The sequence below is a fragment of the Streptomyces kanamyceticus genome (assembly GCF_008704495.1).
GTDB lineage: Bacteria > Actinomycetota > Actinomycetes > Streptomycetales > Streptomycetaceae > Streptomyces > Streptomyces kanamyceticus.
In genome coordinates this window covers 1774107-1791170 of sequence record NZ_CP023699.1, presented here as the reverse complement: position 1 = coordinate 1791170, position 17064 = coordinate 1774107, and the positions used below count along the sequence as shown (strand labels likewise).

The 17064-nt window shown below is 73.6% G+C and carries 18 protein-coding genes; 9 read left to right on the top strand and 9 right to left on the bottom strand.

Features of this window, described 5'->3' with window-relative positions:
• Positions 1-30: 30 nt before the first annotated feature.
• From CP970_RS06920 to CP970_RS06880, 9 genes are all read left to right on the top strand, one after another.
• Positions 31-453, top strand: coding sequence for a nuclear transport factor 2 family protein (locus CP970_RS06920; protein WP_055544218.1), 423 nt, complete (start codon positions 31-33; stop codon positions 451-453).
• A gap of 3 nt (positions 454-456) precedes the next feature.
• Positions 457-1290, top strand: a complete 834-nt coding sequence (locus tag CP970_RS06915; RefSeq protein ID WP_263406791.1) for a 2-amino-3,7-dideoxy-D-threo-hept-6-ulosonate synthase — start codon at positions 457-459, stop codon at positions 1288-1290.
• A gap of 85 nt (positions 1291-1375) precedes the next feature.
• The gene (locus tag CP970_RS06910; protein ID WP_055544216.1) at positions 1376-2494 is read left to right on the top strand and encodes a 3-dehydroquinate synthase II family protein; all 1119 of its coding nucleotides are present in this window, start codon (positions 1376-1378) and stop codon (positions 2492-2494) included.
• A gap of 9 nt (positions 2495-2503) precedes the next feature.
• The gene (locus tag CP970_RS06905; protein WP_055544215.1) at positions 2504-3937 is read left to right on the top strand and encodes a class I adenylate-forming enzyme family protein; all 1434 of its coding nucleotides are present in this window, start codon (positions 2504-2506) and stop codon (positions 3935-3937) included.
• The gene (gene fabV, locus CP970_RS06900; RefSeq protein ID WP_063805998.1) at positions 3934-5232 is read left to right on the top strand and encodes an enoyl-ACP reductase FabV; all 1299 of its coding nucleotides are present in this window, start codon (positions 3934-3936) and stop codon (positions 5230-5232) included. The genes CP970_RS06905 and fabV overlap by 4 nt, the downstream gene beginning before the upstream one ends.
• Positions 5229-5477, top strand: coding sequence for a hypothetical protein (locus tag CP970_RS06895; RefSeq protein WP_055544214.1), 249 nt, complete (start codon positions 5229-5231; stop codon positions 5475-5477). Before fabV ends, CP970_RS06895 begins: the two co-directional genes overlap by 4 nt.
• Positions 5467-6678: a beta-ketoacyl-[acyl-carrier-protein] synthase family protein gene (locus tag CP970_RS06890; RefSeq protein ID WP_055544213.1), complete on the top strand. Its 1212-nt coding sequence runs from the start codon at positions 5467-5469 to the stop codon at positions 6676-6678. Before CP970_RS06895 ends, CP970_RS06890 begins: the two co-directional genes overlap by 11 nt.
• 11 nt (positions 6679-6689) lie before the next feature.
• Entirely contained in the window at positions 6690-7406 is a 717-nt protein-coding gene (locus CP970_RS06885) for a beta-ketoacyl synthase N-terminal-like domain-containing protein (RefSeq protein ID WP_107098823.1), read from the top strand.
• A complete protein-coding gene (locus CP970_RS06880) occupies positions 7403-7837 on the top strand; it encodes a PaaI family thioesterase (protein WP_055544211.1) in 435 nt (144 codons plus the stop codon). The genes CP970_RS06885 and CP970_RS06880 overlap by 4 nt, the downstream gene beginning before the upstream one ends.
• Positions 7838-8301: 464 nt before the next feature.
• On the opposite strand, the gene CP970_RS06875 is transcribed toward CP970_RS06880, so the two are convergent.
• The 9 genes from CP970_RS06875 to CP970_RS44065 all read right to left on the bottom strand — a co-directional run bounded on the left by CP970_RS06875 (position 8302) and on the right by CP970_RS44065 (position 17057).
• Positions 8302-10719 carry an acyl-CoA dehydrogenase family protein gene (locus CP970_RS06875; RefSeq protein WP_079043184.1) on the bottom strand — a complete coding sequence of 806 codons (2418 nt, stop codon included), beginning with the start codon at positions 10717-10719 and terminating at the stop codon, positions 8302-8304.
• Positions 10716-10940, bottom strand: a complete 225-nt coding sequence (locus tag CP970_RS44780; RefSeq protein WP_263406816.1) for an acyl carrier protein — start codon at positions 10938-10940, stop codon at positions 10716-10718. The genes CP970_RS06875 and CP970_RS44780 overlap by 4 nt, the downstream gene beginning before the upstream one ends.
• Positions 10941-11025: 85 nt before the next feature.
• Positions 11026-12762 carry an acyl-CoA dehydrogenase family protein gene (locus tag CP970_RS06865; protein ID WP_063805997.1) on the bottom strand — a complete coding sequence of 579 codons (1737 nt, stop codon included), beginning with the start codon at positions 12760-12762 and terminating at the stop codon, positions 11026-11028.
• Positions 12759-13586: a hypothetical protein gene (locus CP970_RS06860; protein WP_055544210.1), complete on the bottom strand. Its 828-nt coding sequence runs from the start codon at positions 13584-13586 to the stop codon at positions 12759-12761. The genes CP970_RS06865 and CP970_RS06860 overlap by 4 nt, the downstream gene beginning before the upstream one ends.
• Positions 13587-13589: 3 nt before the next feature.
• Positions 13590-13856, bottom strand: a complete 267-nt coding sequence (locus tag CP970_RS06855; protein ID WP_055544209.1) for a MoaD/ThiS family protein — start codon at positions 13854-13856, stop codon at positions 13590-13592.
• A complete protein-coding gene (locus CP970_RS06850; RefSeq protein WP_055544208.1) occupies positions 13853-15616 on the bottom strand; it encodes a fatty acyl-AMP ligase in 1764 nt (587 codons plus the stop codon). The genes CP970_RS06855 and CP970_RS06850 overlap by 4 nt, the downstream gene beginning before the upstream one ends.
• The gene (locus CP970_RS06845) at positions 15600-15950 is read right to left on the bottom strand and encodes a 4Fe-4S dicluster domain-containing protein (protein WP_055544207.1); all 351 of its coding nucleotides are present in this window, start codon (positions 15948-15950) and stop codon (positions 15600-15602) included. Before CP970_RS06845 ends, CP970_RS06850 begins: the two co-directional genes overlap by 17 nt.
• Positions 15947-16894: a patatin-like phospholipase domain-containing protein gene (locus tag CP970_RS06840; protein WP_055544206.1), complete on the bottom strand. Its 948-nt coding sequence runs from the start codon at positions 16892-16894 to the stop codon at positions 15947-15949. The genes CP970_RS06845 and CP970_RS06840 overlap by 4 nt, the downstream gene beginning before the upstream one ends.
• A complete protein-coding gene (locus tag CP970_RS44065; protein ID WP_157877650.1) occupies positions 16887-17057 on the bottom strand; it encodes a hypothetical protein in 171 nt (56 codons plus the stop codon). The genes CP970_RS06840 and CP970_RS44065 overlap by 8 nt, the downstream gene beginning before the upstream one ends.
• Positions 17058-17064 lie beyond the last annotated feature (7 nt).

The window sequence follows — 17064 nt, the reverse complement described above, 5'->3', positions numbered from 1 at the left end:
CCTCGACCTCTTCGACCTACGGGAGCAGCCATGAACCACCCCGATACCGGCGCCGAGGCCAAAAGCGTCGTGCACCGCTACCTCAAGGCCCTGCGCGAACGCGACGCCGCGGCCATCCCGCAGCTCATCGCCGCCGACGCCGTCTACCGCATACCGGGCGACCACCCGGTGGCGGGCACCTGGAAGGGACTCGCGGAGATCGCCGAGAATTTCCTGCTGCCCATGGGGGAGCGCTTCGACCCGACGGCCGACTACGCGGTCGACGTCCTGCACGTCATCGCCGAGGGCGCCGAGGTGTCGGTCGAGTGCGTCACCCGGGCCACGACCCGCGACGGCGCTCCCTACGAGCTGGACATCAGTGCCCAGTTCACCGTCGAGGACGGGCAGATCCGCAGCATGCGGGAGTACTTCGACACCCAGTACTTCGCCCGTACGCTCTTCGGCCAGGGCTGACGGGTGACCGCCGCCCGGACCCGCTTCGGCGGGAAAGAGCTCCGTATGAGCAGGCTCTCGCGAAGAGCCGACGAACGCTATCTGTTCATTCCGCTGGACCACTCCGTCTCCGACGGCCCCGTCGCCGACGCCGTCGAGTTCGACCGGCTCCTGGGCCGGATCGTGGCGGGCGGCGCGGACGCCGTGATCGTGCACAAGGGCCGCGCGCCCAGCATCGACCCGCGCCACCTGCGCTCCTGCGCGCTGATCGTGCACCTCAGCGCGGGCACGGTGCACGCCGCCGACGAGCATGCCAAGGTGCTCGTCGGTGGCGTGGAGGACGCCGTGCGGCTCGGCGCCGACGCGGTCAGCGTGCACGTCAACGTGGGCTCGGAGACCGAGGCGGCGCAGCTCGCCGACCTCGGCCGCATCGCCACCGAGTGCCAGCACTGGAACCTGCCGCTGCTCGCGATGATCTACCCCAGGGGTCCCAGGATCGCCGACGCGTGCGACCCCGCCCTGCTCTCCCACGTGGTGAACATCGCCGTCGACCTGGGCGCCGACCTGGTCAAGACCTCGGCCGCCGCGCCGCTGCACCGGATGGCGGAGGTCGTGGCGAGCTGCCCGGTCCCCGTCCTGGTGGCGGGCGGACCCGAGAACGGCGCGGACCTGAGCGGCTACGCGCGGGCCGTGCTCGACGCCGGATGCGCCGGACTCGCCGTCGGGCGGCGGGTGTTCACCAGCGCGGACCCCGAGCGGCTGGTACGCGAACTCGCCGAGACCGTCCACGCGCCGCGCGACCTCGCGGGCCTGCCGCGGCCCGTCCCCGAGCTGTACGACACGGTCGCCACGGTCTGACGCACGCACCTCACTCATGCCTCTTCACCCACGCCTCTTCACCCATGCCTCTTCACCCATGCCTCTTCCATCCCGAGGAACTCACGTGAAATTCGCCTGGATCGACATCCGTTCCGTCGCGCCCGAGCAGGTCGCCGCCGTCGTCGACGCGGCCGTGCACGCCCGGCTCGACGGCATCGTGGACTCCCACGCCGAGGTGCTCTCCACCCTGCCGCCGACGGTGCGCAAGGTGCTCCTGCCGAAGGGCGCCGCGCCCGAGGACGCGACGGAGGGCGAGGGCCCCGACCTCGTCGCCGTGACCGTCACCGACGAGCAGGAACTCAACGCGCTGCGCCTGCGCTTCCTCGCGGGCGACAAGTCCGCGACCGCGTACGTAGAGGTGACCGACCAGCGCACCCTCGACCTGGCCTGCGGCGCGGCCGCCGACCTGCCGTACACCGTCGTGCGCTTCCGCGACCCGACCAAGATCCCGCTGGAGATCGTCATCGCGGCCGCCGACCGCTCGGAAGGACGGCTGATCTGCGAGGTCGGCTCCGTCGAAGAGGCCGAGATCGTCGTCGGCGTCCTGGAGAAGGGCTCCGAGGGGCTGCTGATGGCGCCGTCCGGTGTCGACGACGTCTTCAAGCTCGCCGAACTCCTCGCCACCAAGACCGAACCCCTCGACCTCACCTCGCTGACCGTCGAGTCGATCGAGCACTCGGGCATGGGCGACCGCGTCTGCGTCGACACCTGCACGCACTTCGAGAAGGACGAGGGCATCCTGGTGGGCTCGTACGCCCATGGCTTCGTCCTCTGCGTCAGCGAGACGCACCCGCTGCCGTACATGCCGACCCGGCCGTTCCGCGTCAACGCCGGTGCCCTGCACTCCTACACCTTCGGCGCCGACAACCGCACCAACTACCTGAGCGAACTCCAGGCGGGGGCGACCGTGCTCGGCGTGGGCGCCGACGGCCGTACGCGGCGCATCGCGGTGGGCCGCGTCAAGCTGGAGTCCCGCCCGCTCCTGACCATCAAGGCGACGTCCCCCGAGGGCGTCGAGGTCAGCCTGACCGTGCAGGACGACTGGCACGTGCGGGTCCTCGGCCCCGGCGCCGCCGTCCTGAACGTCACCGAACTCAAGGCGGGCGATCAGCTGTTGGGCTACACGCCGACCGACAAACGGCACGTCGGCTGGCCGGTCGCCGAGTTCTGCATCGAGAAGTGAGCGGGTCCCGTGGACAACGAACCCGGCAACGAACCCGACATCGAACCCCTTGCCGACGAGCTCGCGCGGGCGCTGGCCGCGCAGCCCGCCGACGCCGTCTGGGCGCGCGCCGGGACCGAGGCCACCTGGCACCGGCTGCGCACTGAAGTCGCTGCGCTGGCACGGGACTTCGCGGCACGCGGCATCGGCCCCGGATCGGCCGTCGCCGTCCGGATGACACCCGGCTTCAGCTATCTGTGGACCGTCATCGCGCTCTGGACGCGCGGCGCACAGGTCATCCTGATCGACCCGCGCTCGACCCGGGCCGAGGTGGACAGGATGCTCGCCCTGTGCGCGCCGGGCCACCTGATCCACTCGGGGGACGCGGGGGCCGTCCGCGTCGAATTCCGGGACACCTGCGAGTCCCGGATCGAGGCCCGCCCCGAGGGCCGCGCGGCGAGCACCGCGCACGCGCTGATCCAGTTCACCTCGGGCTCCACGGGACACCCGAAGGCGATCGGCCGCACGGCGGCGTCCCTGCTCGCCGAACTCGACCGGTTCGCCGCCCTGCCCGAGATGCCGCAGGCCGGTGAACGGGTGCTGCTCGGCAACTCGTTGACGCACTCCTTCGGCCTGCTCGGCGGTGTGCTGCACGCGCTCCGCGCGGGCGCCACGCTGCTGTTCGCGCCGGACGCCAGGCCCCGGACCTTCCTGACCACCCTCGCGGAACAGCGGGCGCACGTGGTCTTCGGCGTGCCCTTCCACTTCGAGCTGCTCACCCGCGTGTCCGACCCGGTCGCGCTGCCCGAGCTGCGCCTCGCCGTATCCGGCGGCGAGGCGCTGCGCGTCGAGGTGTACGAGCGGTTCGCCGATCGGTACGGAATCCGGATCGGCCAGGCGTACGGCATGACCGAGACCGGCATCGCCGCCGTCGACCTGGCGGGCACGCACCGGCCCCCGGTGGTGGGGCTACCGGCCCCGGGCATGGCACTCGAAGTCCGGGCGGGCGAGCTCTACATCCGCACGGACGCCTCCCCGTACGCCTACGAACAGGGCGGCGCGCCGGAGCGGTACGCGGACGGCTGGCTGCGCACGCACGACCGCTGCCGCATCGACGCGAACGGAGTGCTGTCCCTGCACGGCAGGACCGACGCCCTGGTGGTGGTCGGGGGACTCAAGGTCGATCTCAGGGAGGTCGAACTGACCCTGACGGCGCACCCCGACGTCAGCGAGGTGGTGGTGCTCTTCGAGAACGCCATCGAGGCGTTCGTGGGCGTGAAGGACGGCACGACGGCCCGCGACCTCCAGGACTGGTGCCGTGAGCGGCTCAGCCTCTACAAGGTCCCGCGCCGGTTCGAGGTCGCCCCCGCGATCCCGCGCACGAGCAACGGAAAGCTGCTGCGCGACCGCGACGCGCTCCTCGCGCGCATGGGCGCCGCCGTCCCGAGCGGGGCCACGGCATGATCATCGAGCCGATGACGCACGGCTCCCTCTGCGTCAACGCCCATCCGGAGGGCTGCGCCCAGCGGGTGCGCGACGACATCGCGTACGTACGGGAGCGGCCGCTGCCACCCGGCGCCGCGCGGCCCCGCGCGGTCCTCGTCATCGGGGGCTCCGCGGGCCTCGGCCTCGCCACCCGGCTCGTCGCCGCCGTCGGCCTGGGCGCCGCCACGCTGAACGTGTGCCGGGAGAGCCCAGGACTGCCAGGGCGCACCGGCACCCCCGGTTGGTACAACACGGCCGCACTCGAAGGGGAGTTGGCGCGCATCGGGCGCTACGGCCGTACGGTCGTCGGGGACGCGTTCAGCGACGAGGTGAAACACCGCACGGCGCGGGCCGTCCGCGACGACCTCGGGCAGGTGGACCTGGTCGTCCACAGCCTGGCCGCGCCGCGCCGCACCCACCCGGAGACCGGCCGCACGCACCGCTCCGCGATCAAGCCGCTCGGCGCCCCGTTCACGGCGAAGACCTACGACAGCGCCACCGGTGAGGTCGGCAGCGCGACCTTGGAACCCGCGTCCGACGAGGAGATCGGGGACACGGTCGCCGTCATGGGGGGCGACGACTGGCGGCGCTGGATCGACGTGCTCGGCGACGCCGGTGTGCTCGCGCCCGACGTCACCACGCTCGCCTTCAGCTACCAGGGCAACACCGCGCTCGCCCCCACCTACCGGGCGGGCACCCTCGGCAGGGCCAAGGAACACCTGGAGGCCACGGCACACGCGCTGCACGCCCGGCTCGGCCCCACCGGCGGCCGCGCCGTCACCGCCGTGATGCGGGCGATGGTCACCCAGGCGAGCCGGGTCATCCCCGCCCAGACGCTCTACACCCTGATCCTCACGCGGGTGATGCGCGAACGGGGCCTGGAGGAGGGCCCCGTCGCCCAGGCCCACCGGCTGCTCGCCGAGCACCTCTATCCGGGCTGCTCGGCGAGCAGGTCACGGACGGCGGCCGCGTTTCCCGGCGCGGACGAGCACGGGCGGCTGCGCCTCGACGACCGGGAACTGCGCCCCGACGTACAGGCCGAGGTCGACCGCAGGCTCGCGCTGGTCGACACCGAGAACATCGGGCGGCTCGGCGACCCCGACGGCTACCGCGCGCAGTGCCTGGCCCTCAACGGCTTCGGCCTGCCCGGCGTCGACTACGCGGCCCCGACGGACCCGGTCCGCGACCTCGGGGACCCGATCCACGTGGCGCCGACGGCGCCCGACAGAGGCAGGAGAACCGCCGTGCGGCACGAGCACGAGGCGGCCACGTGATCACGACGTACGAGATCCGCAGGCTGCTCACCCAGTACTCCATCGTCCCGCTCGCCCTGGAGGAACTCGGCGAGGACACCCCGCTCACCCTCGACTCGCTGGCCCTGGTCTGGTTCCAGCACGCCATGGACGAGGAGCACGGGCTCAGCGTCGACCCCTACGGCGCCGACCTCGACCTCTTCACCTCGGTACGCGGGATCCACACCTTCCTCTCGGCCGTCCAGGCGGGCACCGATGCCCGCTGAGAGGAGTGCGGCGCCCGCACCGGGCGGCACGGACGTCTGGATCACCGGATACGACACGTTCACCGCCTTCGGCCACGGTGCCGACGCGCTGCGCGAGCACGTGTTCGCCGGGCGGCCCGCCTTCGCCCCGGTCGAGCGCTTCGACACCGAGCCCTTCCGCAACCGGTACGCCGCCGCCCACGGCACGGGACCCGCGCCCGCACCCGCTCTGACCGAGACCGCCATCGACTGCGCGCGCGGGGCCTTGGGCGCGGCGAAGCTCGATCCCGCGACGGTCGACGCGCACCGCGCCGCCGTACTCCTGGGCACCCAGGGCGACTTCACCGGCATCCACCGCTTCTGGCAGGAAACCGCGGCGGGCCGGACCCCTGACCCGGCCGACGCGCACCGCAGCTTCGCGGGCGGGGTGCCCGCGGCGGTCGCCGACGACCTCGGGTTCACCGGGCCCCGGCTCGCCTTCATCAACGCGTGCGTGGCCTCGCCCAGCGCGGTCGCGCACGCCTGCCGGCTCATCGAGGCGGGACGGGTGGACGTCGCCGTGGTCGGCGGCGGCTATCTGGTGGAGGAGGAGCAGTTCGCCAAGTTCGACTCGGGGCGCACCTTCGCCAGGGACGGGCAGGTACGCCCCTTCGCCAGCGGCCGCAGCGGCATGCTGCTCGGCGACGGCGTGGCCGCACTCGTCCTGGAGTCCGGCGCGCACCTGCTCCGGCGCGGCGGTCGCCCGCTGGCCAGGATCGGCGGCTTCGGTGCCGCGGCCGACGCCCACCACGTCGTCAAGCCCCACCCCGAAGGGCTCGGCATGGCACGGGCCGTCGTCCGCGCGCTCGGCAGGGCGCGCCTGGGACCCACCGGGATCCAGTACGTCAACGCTCACGGCACCGGCACCGAACTCAACGACCTGGCCGAGACCGCCGCGCTGCACGCCGCGTTCGGCAGCCACGCGGGGCGGCTCATGGTCAGCTCGACCAAGGGCACGACGGGCCACCTGCTTGAGGCCACGGGCGCGGTCGAACTCGTCGTCGCCGTCATGGCGTTGGAGTCCGGCACGGTGCCGCCCACCGCGGGCTTCGACGCGCCCGACCCCCGGTGCGACCTCGACTGGGTGCCGAACGAGCCGCGCCGGGCCGACCTGCGCCGGGTGCTCTCGCTGAACGCGGCCTTCGGGGGCATGAACACCGCGATCATCCTGGAGCAGCCGTGACCCTTCCCTCTTTGACTCCCTCTCCGACTCCCTCTCCGACCGGACGGCCGACGCTGGCCGTGGCCGCCGCGGCGCGCGTCGGGCCCGGGGCCACCGGCGCCGAACTCCCCGCCGTACCCGGCTTCATCGCCTCCGCCTTCAACCCGCTGGTCAGGGAGACCGTCCGGCGCTGCCTCGGCGAGCCGGGCGCGGACAATCCGCTCGTCGGTCCGCACCCCGACACGACGGCCGTCGTGCTCGCCACCGTCGCCGGGGACGCCACGACGTCCGACCTGGCGAGCCAGAGGCTGGTGAGCGGCCGGGTGCACAACCCGCTCCTCTTCCTCCAGTCGGTCACCACCTCGATCCTGGGCCACCTCACCATCGAGTACGGCCTCACCGGTCCCGTCTCCTGCCTGGCCGCCGACAGCGGCGTCGGCGCGGAGGCGCTGGACGCGGCCGAACTGCTGCTCCTGGACGACGACATCGACCAGGTCCTGCTGATCGCGGCGGAACTCGCGGCGAATCCGCGCACGGGCGCGGCCTTCGCCCACTTGGCGGCGTCGGGCGGCACGGGGCTGCCGCCCGGGGGAGACCTGGCGGTGGCGCTGCTCCTGCGCGAGGCGGAGGCCGGCGGGACCGGCACCGAACTCGCCGAACCTCTGTACCCGCAGGGCGACTTGGGCCACCTGGCCGCCCTCGTCACGCAGGCCGATCGCGCACAGAACGCACTGGGAGCGACCCGATGAAGCAGCCGATGGACCGGATCATGGCCGACCTGCCCCCGGAGCTCGCGGCGGAACAGCTGGTGAACCGCCTGGGCATCAAGATCACCGAGTGGTCCCGCGAGCGGGTGGTCGGGACCATGCCGGTGGCGGGCAACCGCCAGCCGTTCGGCCTGCTGCACGGCGGCGCGAGCGCGGCACTCGCCGAGACCCTCGGCTCCCTCGCCGCCGCGGCCTACGTGGCGCCGGACGGCATGCTGGTCGGCCTCGAACTGAACTGCACGCACCACCGCGCCGCCCGCGACGGCCTGGTCACCGGAGTCTGCGAACCGCTGCACGAGGGCGCACAGATCGGCACGTACCAGGTGACGATCACGAACGACCGGGATCAGCTGGTCTGCTCCGCCCGGCTGACGTGCCTGCTGCGCAAGGGCAGGAACACGGGCGGCCGCTGACGCGCACCGCTCGCCCCTACGACCGTGGTGCGCCCTTGCGCGACGCCGACCGCGCGCGCGGCTGCCCGGAGGTACGCGTCTACTGCCCCAATCGGCTTGTGACAGAAACTGTTGCGCGGAGGCAGGTCGCTCCGCAGGAAGCCTTGCACCAGCTCGCGCCGACACTGATTCGGGTCACGCTCGAAGGGTCCCCGAGGCCAGTGATGCCGCGAGCAAGGTTCGCGCTGCGCTTCGGCATGAACTGGACGTGTGTGCCGAGGGGTGTATTGGGCGGCGATCAACCGTGGATGTGATGTCGGTCGTATCCGGTTGAAGCGGTTGAAGCGGTTGAAGCGGCGAGACGTGTGCAGGCCGGTCACACGGCGCCGCGCAGCTCATGACGGCGACTCGGCCGCCGGGTGGGGACACGGGCCACTGCCGTGCGGCGGGCCCCGGGGCAGGCCCGCCGCACGTCAGTGTGTCTGCTACGGGCGTCGCCCCACGAACAGGCGCAGGCCGAGCGCCGCGTCCTCCCAGGCCACGCGGACCTGACCGAGCCCGGCGTCCCGCAGCGATTCCTCGACATCGGCTTCGGACGGCACCGCGCCGCCCGCGACGGCGAGTTCGAGCCGGACGGCCGCGGCGCCCAGCGGACGCTTGGGCGGCAGCGGGCACGGGACGACGAGCCAGCCGCCCGGCAGGAGCGCGCCCACCGCGTCGGTCACGGCCTGCCGCAGCCCTTCGGCCGTACGGCCACCGGCGGGCAGCCAGGCGAGCGCGAGCCGGTCGTCCGCCGCGAAGCCCGCACGGTCCCCGGCCCGCACCTGGATCCGGTCCGTGGCCGTCCGCTCCGGCGCCCGGCCGCCGCCGCGCCCCACCGGGGGCACCACCACCTGTTCCGGTTCCAGCGCGAGCACCGGCACGGACGGGATGTGCCGGGCGAGTTGGGCGGCGGTGCGGCCGCCGTCGGCGGCCGCGCAGCCCACCCGCGCGCCGGGCGCGTCCAACGTCCAGGGCAGTCCTTCGAGTCGCCCGAGCAGCCCGTCGACGAGCGCGTCGGCGAGCACCGCGGCTTCGCCGCCGCAGCCCGGCACCATCGTGCGCCCCAACCCCCGTGTCCCGGCGCGCAGTCGGGCGCCCGCGATCACGGTGCGCCGCAGCCGCGCCGCGAACGCCGCGGCGCGCGGACCGCCGATGAGGACGCGTTCCAGGCCGGGTTCGACGGCATGGCGCCCGGCCTCGTCCCCGCGCACGAGCGAGGCGTCGGCCAGGATCCGCAGGAGCCCTTCCGTCAGGTCCTCGGAGAGGCCGTCGGCCGCCTCCTTCGCTGTCGCGGGCCGTACGAGTCGGTTCAGGAGCCCGCTCTCGTGCGCGACCGCGCACGCCACGAGCGTCCACGCCCCTTCCGCCACTTCCGCGAGGCGCCCCTCGAACAGGCCCGCGGGCCCCGGCGGCAGCACCGTCGGCGCCTGCCCCGACCGCACGGCGGCGAGCAGCGCGTGGGCGCGGTCGAGCAGTCCCGTCACCGCTGCGAGCTGTTCGGGGGCGATGTCGCCGTCCAGGCCCGCGGCGGTGGTCATCTCGCCCACCGCGTCGGCGAGTCCGCCGGGGGCTGTGTGCCGCCGCTCGACGGCGTGCAGTGCCCACCAGGCGTCCGCGCACCGGGCGACGGACCGCTCGGCGGCGTCCTCGCGGACCCGCCTGCCCTCCAGGCCGACGATCGCGCGTTGCCCGAGCTGGATGAGGAGCGTCTCCTGGGAGCCCTGCCCGGAGACGAGGCCGAGGATGTCGCGCATGAACCGCTCCCAGGGGAACGCGGACATGTACGCCTCGCCGCCCTGCAACCCCATCACGAGCCTGCCCACGCGCAGCGCGCACTCCGCCGCCTGGTGCTTGGCGACGGTCGCGAACTCGTCGAAGTGCGGGTCGCGGCCGGGGGACCGGGTGCCGTCGAGGGCCCGGTGGATGCCCGCGCGTGCGCTCTGCAGCAGCATGCGCATCTCGCCGACCGTGCGCTCCACGTTGGTGTAGTCGAGCACGGGACGGCCACCGCGCCTGCGCGGCGTGAGCGACTCCACGCAGGCGTCGACGACCCCGTCGAGGGCGCCGAGCACCCCGCAGGCGCTCATGGTGCGGCGGATCCGGGCGTAGGTGTTGAGTTCGCTGAGCGCGTCGGCACGCCACACCAGGCGCCACGCGGGCAGCCGCACGTCGTGCAGGACGACCTGGCCGAGCCCCATGGTGTGCAGGCCCATGGTGTCCATGTGCACGGCGCTCACGCCCGGATCGTCCTTCTGCACGGCGAAGGCGAGCATGTCGTTGGACGCCTCGTCGCGCAGGAACAGGATGAACAGGTCGGCGAACCGGGCCCCGGCGAGGAACCGCTTGGCGCCGTTGAGCACCCAGGTGTCGCCCTCCAGGCGCGCGGTGGACCGGTAGTCGTACGGATCCCGGTTCTCATAGGCGCCCTGCACCCCGAAGCGCCGCCCGGACAGCAGGTCGGGGACGTAGGCGTCGATGAGTTCGGGGCTCCCGCTGGAGAGGATCAGCTCGGTGATCTCGACGGTGATGTCGAGCAGCACGGCGAATCCCGGATCGCGCGAGAGCCGGGCGATCTCCTCGACCACCACGCCCCAGGCGAGCTTGTCCCTGCCGTCGCCGCCCGCGTCGACGGGCAGCGAGAAGCGCAGCAGACCGAGGTCGCCCGCCTGCTCGAAGAGACGCTTGTCCAGCGCCCTGCGCTCGTGGTTCAGGAAGTACGAGCCCGGATTGACGTGGTCGAGGACGAAGCCCCCGAACCGGTGCCGCGCCTCAAGCCTGACCCGCTCCACCTCGTCGTCGAGCGTGGCGTGGGCCAGGTCCCCGCGGTTCATGACGTCGGCCGCGTGCGCCCGGGGCGTCATGCCGCGGCCCCGGGAGCGGCGGGATCCGCCTCTGCGCGCAGGGCGCGCACCAGGTCGTCGAGGGTCTCGTCGCCGAGGAACCGGTCGAGGGCGATGGTGGCGCCGGTGCGCTCCTCGACCTCCACGGAGAGCTGGGCCGCGGTGAGCGAGTCGATGCCGAGTTCGCCGAGCGGCCGGTCGGCGGGGAGCTCCTCGTCGATGCCGAGCAGCTCGCCGATCAGCCGCGAGAGCCAGGCTCCCGCGGACTCGGCGGTGCCGTGCGCGTGGTCGGTGGTGGTGATGGCGTACTCCCTGAGATCGTTCGGATCAGCCGCGGTGCCGCGGCGCGATCCGCAGCGGCACGAGCGAGAACGCCCGGTCCTCGTCGTCGAGCCGGACGAGATCGCGTACGAGCAGGTCCTCGGCGTCGGGGTCCGGCGCGGCGGGACGGCCGAGCCTGGCAAGGACGCGGCGCAGCGCGAGAGAGACCCAGTGCCGCCCGGCCGCGAGCCCGCCGATGGCCGTGCCGCGCCACTGCCAGGTGTGCAGGACGCAGGCGGCCGTGTGCAGCAGGCAGTGGGTGCGGGCCGCCTCGTACGCGTCGGCCGTGCGCCGCGTGCCGAGCGCGCGGAACGCCGCCCGGTTCTCGTCGCGGATGGCCACCAACGTGCGTACGAGAGGGGCTAGTTCGGCGTCGTCGGCCAGTGCCTGTGCCGCCTCGTCGAGGAGGTCGACGATCTCGTCGGCGCCGCCGAAGGTCAGCGCGGGCCGCAGCTCGCGCGGGGCCGGTGACGGCGCCGGTTCGCCGAACCCGAAGAGCACCGGCAGCGGCACCTGCGCGGGCTTCCGGGGGCGCCGGGCAGCCGCCGCCAACTGGGCTCGCACCGTGTCCAGTTGGACCAGCTCGGTGCCTTCGAAGACGGGCGTGATGGACACGTCGCGCAGCAGCTTCTGGAACGCGCCGCCCGCGGCGCCCTCGCGCAGATGGGCCCGCGCGCTGAGCACTTCGCCGCAGGCTCCCACGGTGTCCACGCACAGCCCCGGCACCGCGTACTTCGCCACGGCTGACCACAGCGCCATCCGCTGCCGCGCCACGTCCAGGCCGCGCGCGGCGGCCAGTTGGGTGCACTCGGCGACCAGCAGGTCGGCGAAGCCCCTGGCGAGCAGCGACCGCACCGGGGGCAGGGCGAGCGCGGGCGCGCCGTACAGGACGCGCTCGCGGGCGTGCCGCAGGGCGATGCGCAGCGCCGTATCGGCCGCGCCGAGGCTGCTCGCGCCGACCAGGGTCCGGGTGAACTGGAGCATGCCGGAGACCATCTCGATGCCGCGCCCCGGACGCCCGAGCACGGCGTCGGCGCCGACCCGGCAGTCGTCCAGGACGAAGCCGCTCAGGTCGTGCCCGCGCAGACCGTGCGTGGGGACCTTGGGCAGCCGCCGCACCCCGGCGCCGCCGATGGCCTCGAAGTCGAGCAGGAACAGGCCGTACGACGGCTCCGACGCGGCGAGCACGGTGGCGAAGGCGGACCTGCCGCCGTTGCCGACCAGCCACTTCCTGCCGTTGAGTACGTGGCCTTCGCCGTCGGGGACCGCGCGGGTGGCGGTGGCGAGCAGATCGCTGCCTGCCTCCTCCTCGCTGATGCCCGCCGTGCCCCAGGCCCGGCCGAGCACCAACTCCGCGACGCGGGCCCGCTGTTCGTCGTCGCCCCAGATCCATACGGGCGTCGCGGCGAGCAACGTCGAGCCGAGCCCCACCGAGACCGCGAGATCACGGCGCGACACGGCGCGCGCCACGGCCGCGAACGACTCGAACGAGGCGAGGCCGCCGCCCTCGGACACGGGCACCAGATGCCGGTGAAGGCCGGCCGCCCAGGCCGCCTCGTAGGCGGCGGTGGGTTCGCTCTCGCTCTCGTCCGCGCGCACGCCCCCGGCCAGCGACATGCCGGTACCGGGGTCGAACGGGCAGCCGAGCGTGCGCTCAAGACGCGCCGCACCCTCGAAGGCGGGCGGCGTGACCCCGGCACCCGCCGAGCTGTCGGCTTCCCGCTCCGCCTCGATCGCGGTCATATCCGCTCCACCACCAGGGCGCAGGGCCCGCCGTCGTCGTCGGCGAGCCTGATCTCATGGACGAAGGCGAGCTCGTCGCCGTGCCGGTACGCCGTGCTGTGGACCTCAAGGAGGTCCCACAGCTGGCCCGAGCGCAGCCAGGTCACGTCGACCGCCCGGATGCCGTCGGCGAGCGCGCGTCGCAGCTCGGGCGCCGAACGGCCGTGCCGCAGCACGAGTTCCTCCCGGGCGCCCGCGGCGAACCCCAGGGTCTCCGCCCAGTACCACTGGTCGGCGACCTCGCAGTGATGGCGGTGCACGCGATAGGACGTGGTGCCATCGGCGAGCCGCTCCCCGTCCCGCTCGAACCGGCCGCGCAGCGCCCGCACGGCGGAGCGGTGCGGCGAGCGCTCGACCTCGTCGTCCTTGAAGGCGGCCACCAGCGCGTCGGGCAGCGGCGCGGGCGCCCCGGAGAGCGCCTGGTCGCCGCCGAGCCGCAGCGGCACCGACGCCCCCCGGGTGCGCACCGCGACACCTGCGGGACCGGAGAGCGTCATCTCCACCTCCAGCTGCGAGGCGGCGGGGCCGCGCAGCCGGGCCCGTACGTCCACAAGCGCGGCGTCGGCGTCGAGGAAGCCGAGCGGCGACTCGTACTCCAACTGCCATGACCAGAGCACGAATCCGACCTGATGCTGACTCACGAGGGTTCGGTGGCTGGCCACGTGGTCGCGCAGCCAGCGGGCCCCCGCCTGGAAGGCGAGCCTGCCGACGGCCGTGGTCCCCAGCTGCGTCGGGGTGAACTGGCCCGCGTCGAGCACGGTCTCGTAGGCCGAGGTGCGGGGCATCGGCTAGCCCCCGGAGATCGCGGTGACGATGTCGACCCGGTCGTCCTCGGTGGCCTCGCGGTCCAGCTCTCCCTGGGTGAGCCGCTCGCCGTTGAGGGCGATGAGGTGGGTCGGGCGCACGGTGCCGTCCCGGTCGAGCAGCACCTCGCGCAGCCGCGGGTAGCGCTCGGTCAGGCCGGTGAGACCGGCGCGCACGGTGCCGCCGCCGATCTCGATCTCGTTCTCGTAGTCGGTGAAGCGGAGCAGGACGCCCCTGACCTTGACGATCATCGCCCGGCCCTTTCGTCGGTGCTTGCGAGTGCTTCCAGCTCGCCGGCGAGGTAGTGCCGACGGGCCAGCCAGCGCTGGACCTTTCCGCTGGAGGTCTTGGGGATGGTCCTGGGCCGCACCAGGACGACGGCGCCCGGCCGGACGTTCAGCTCCCTCGACACGGCCCTGCGGATGCCGTCGAGGGCTTCGGCGTACCGCTCCTCGTCGGCGATGTCCGCCTCGTACACCACGACGAGCCGCTCGGTGCCGCCCGCCGCGCCCTCGATCGCGAACACGGCGCCGCAGTTGCGCCGGATGCCGGGGACCGCGGCCTCGCAGACCCGCTCGACGTCGACCGGGTGGAGGTTGCGGCCGTTGATGACGATCAGGTCCTTGAGCCTGCCGGCGACGAAGAGCTCGTCGTCCAGGAGGAACCCGAGGTCGCCGGTGCGCAGGTAGGGGCCGTCGCCGGTCGCGGTCCGCGCGCCGAACGTCTGCGCGGTCTCCTCGGGGCGCCGCCAGTACCCGTCGGTGACGCTCGGCGAGTCGACCCAGATCTCGCCGACGGCGCCGTCCGCGAGGGGCTCGCGGGTGGCCGGATCGGCGATCAGGAGACGGGTGCCGGGCCCCGGCCTGCCGCAGCTCACCAGCGACCTCGACGGCTGCCCCTGCCGTGCGGGCCGCGCCGTGCCGCGCGCTTCGAGGGCCTCCCGGTCCACGGAGACCGTCTGCCAGCCGCCAAGCGGCTTGCCGCCCGTCACGTACAGCGTCGCCTCGGCGAGTCCGTAGCAGGGCAGGAAGGAGGCGGCACGGAACCCGGCGGGCCCGAAGCGCGCGGCGAACCGCTCCATCGTCTCGGCCCGCACGGGCTCCGCGCCGGTGAAGGCGAGTTCGACCCCGGACAGGTCGAGCGCCTCGACCTCGGCGTCCGTCGCGCGGCGCACACAGAGGTCGTACGCGAAGTTCGGGGCGCCGATGATCGTCGCGCGGTACCGGGAGACCATGCGGAGCCAGGACAGCGGGCGGCGCAGGAACGTCACCGGTGACATGAGGGTCACCGGGATGCCGGTGGCGAGCGGCGTGAGGATGCCGCCGACCAGGCCCATGTCGTGGTACGGCGGCAGCCACAGGCCGCCCGAACTGCCGGGGTGGATCCCGAAGCCGCGCGCGATCTCCGCGCAGTTGGCCCGCAGCCTGTCCTGGTCGAGCAGCACGCCGCGCGGCAGCGCCGTCGAACCCGAGGTGTACTGCAGCAGCGCGGGCACACCGGTCCTGGGCGCGGGCGGCGGCTCCGTGCCGGTGCCCGCGCCCGCCGCGTCGAGCGTGTCGGTGGCGATCAGGCGCGGGGCCCGGCCGCCGAAGGTCTCGGTGAGCCAGTCCGCCATGAGCGGCGCGATGTCCGAGGTGGTCAGGACGGTGCTCGACCCGGCGTCCTCGATGATGGCGGCGAGCCGGGGCAGGGTGCGCGCGAGCCGGGTGGGGTCCGGCGGGAACGCGGGCACCGCGGGTACGCCCGCGTAGAAGCAGCCGAACAGGGCGGCGAGGTAGTCGGGCCCCGGCGCGAACAGGAGCAGCACCGGTTCGGGGCGCCCGTCGGTGGCCGCGAGGACCCCCGCCGCGACGGCGCGTGCGCGGGCGTCGAGCGCGGCGTGGGTGAGTTCCTCGGCGGACTCGTCCTCGTGGACGAACCGGTGGGCGACGACGTCGGGAGCGTGGCGGGCCCGCTCGTACAGCAGCCGCGCGAAGCCCGCGAAGCCGTCGGGGTCACGGACAGCTGACACGGGGTGCCTGTTCGACGGGGAGGGTGTCCCACTTGCCGGGCCTGCCCTGCCACTGCTCGCCGTCGGGCAGCGGCTCGACGCGCGTGGTGGCCAGGGGGAGTTCGGTGGAGAGCCGGGCGTTCCATTCGAGCGCGGGCGCGAGTTCGGGCGGCAGCTCGTCCTCGGGGTAGATCGCGTCGGCCGGGCACGCCTCTACGCAGTTGCCGCAGTCGATGCACTCCTCGGGGTCGATCACCAGGAACGTACCGGCCTCCCGGAAGCAGGCGACGGGGCAGTAGGTGATGCACTCCGCGAACTTGCAGTGGACGCACTGCTCGGTGACGACGTGTGTCACGCGCTCTCCCCCTGAACTCCGGTCCCCGCAGAGCCTGTTGCCGAGTCGGCCGCGAGCAGCTCGCCGTGCGCGTCCACGAACCGGTGGCCCGCCTCAAGGCCGAGCTCGTACGCCTTGACGAGCCCGTCCGCCGTCGCCGACGCGTAGTCGACGCCGAGGTTCTTGAGGTCGTCGTCCGGCTTGATCACCAGGACGCGTGCCTGCCCGACGACGGAGCCGTCCACGATCTCCTCGGACGCGTAGAGGTCGCGGAAGAGCGGGAAGGGGTCGGAGCCGATCGCGATCAGCACGTCCACCCCCTTGGCGGCGACCTCGCGGGCCGGACAGGAGCAGGTGTACGAGGCGTCGACGTACGCCTCGCCGTCGATCTCCGCGGGGACGGCCCAGGCGTGCAGCATGCGTGTCGAGGCGTAGGAGACGGCGTCGTAGTTCTCCGGGGTCAGTCGCGGCTCGGCGCTGCCGGGCTCGGCGCGGGAGGAGAACACGACGGTGGCGAGGTTCTCCTCGACCCAACTCCGGTCGCCCGCGAAGACGTTGCGCAGCAGGTCCCTGCCCAGCGCCTTCGCGCCGGAGCCCTGGGTGATCTCGGCGGCGGCCGCATTGGTGACCTTCCCCGTGGCGAGCAGGAACTCCGGCGCCCGCGCCGTGAAGAGCCCCTCGCGCAGGACGGGTCCGTACTCCTCGATGCTGTCGAGGACGACGGCGCTCATGCCCTTCTCCGCGGCGGCCGCGGTGGCCTTCAGCCAGTAGTCCACGCCGGTGCGCCGGGCCCTGCCGACCGCGGCGAGGCCGCCGGACAGGACGGAGGACGAGGCGGTGCCGTAGACGTCGGCGCGCAGCCCGCGTTCCTCGAACGCGGACAGGACGCCGTGACCGTAGACCCCTTTGAGCATCCCCGACGCGACGGCGATGCCTATGCGCTCCGTGGCGCCTGCGTCAGTCATTGCGTCCCTTCCCTGGCTGGTCGGTGGTGTCGGCGAACTGCTCGGCGCAGCCGGACAGGAGAGTGGCGTCGATCAGGCCGTCCAGGTCGTCCTTGAACGACTGGTTGGGGCCCGGGTACCGGTCTGCCGTTGCGTCGGCCTCGGCGGAGTGCGGGAGCGTCATGGCGTCC

Coding starts and splice junctions, on each gene's coding strand:
- fabV (WP_063805998.1), top strand. CDS start 3,934: ATGATCATCGAGCCGATGACGCACGGCTCCCTCTGCGTCAACGCCCAT.
- CP970_RS06875 (WP_079043184.1), bottom strand. CDS start 10,719: ATGACGCCCCGGGCGCACGCGGCCGACGTCATGAACCGCGGGGACCTG.
- CP970_RS06890 (WP_055544213.1), top strand. CDS start 5,467: ATGCCCGCTGAGAGGAGTGCGGCGCCCGCACCGGGCGGCACGGACGTC.
- CP970_RS06855 (WP_055544209.1), bottom strand. CDS start 13,856: ATGATCGTCAAGGTCAGGGGCGTCCTGCTCCGCTTCACCGACTACGAG.
- CP970_RS06860 (WP_055544210.1), bottom strand. CDS start 13,586: ATGCCCCGCACCTCGGCCTACGAGACCGTGCTCGACGCGGGCCAGTTC.
- CP970_RS06840 (WP_055544206.1), bottom strand. CDS start 16,894: ATGACTGACGCAGGCGCCACGGAGCGCATAGGCATCGCCGTCGCGTCG.
- CP970_RS06865 (WP_063805997.1), bottom strand. CDS start 12,762: ATGACCGCGATCGAGGCGGAGCGGGAAGCCGACAGCTCGGCGGGTGCC.
- CP970_RS06880 (WP_055544211.1), top strand. CDS start 7,403: ATGAAGCAGCCGATGGACCGGATCATGGCCGACCTGCCCCCGGAGCTC.
- CP970_RS44065 (WP_157877650.1), bottom strand. CDS start 17,057: ATGACGCTCCCGCACTCCGCCGAGGCCGACGCAACGGCAGACCGGTAC.
- CP970_RS06920 (WP_055544218.1), top strand. CDS start 31: ATGAACCACCCCGATACCGGCGCCGAGGCCAAAAGCGTCGTGCACCGC.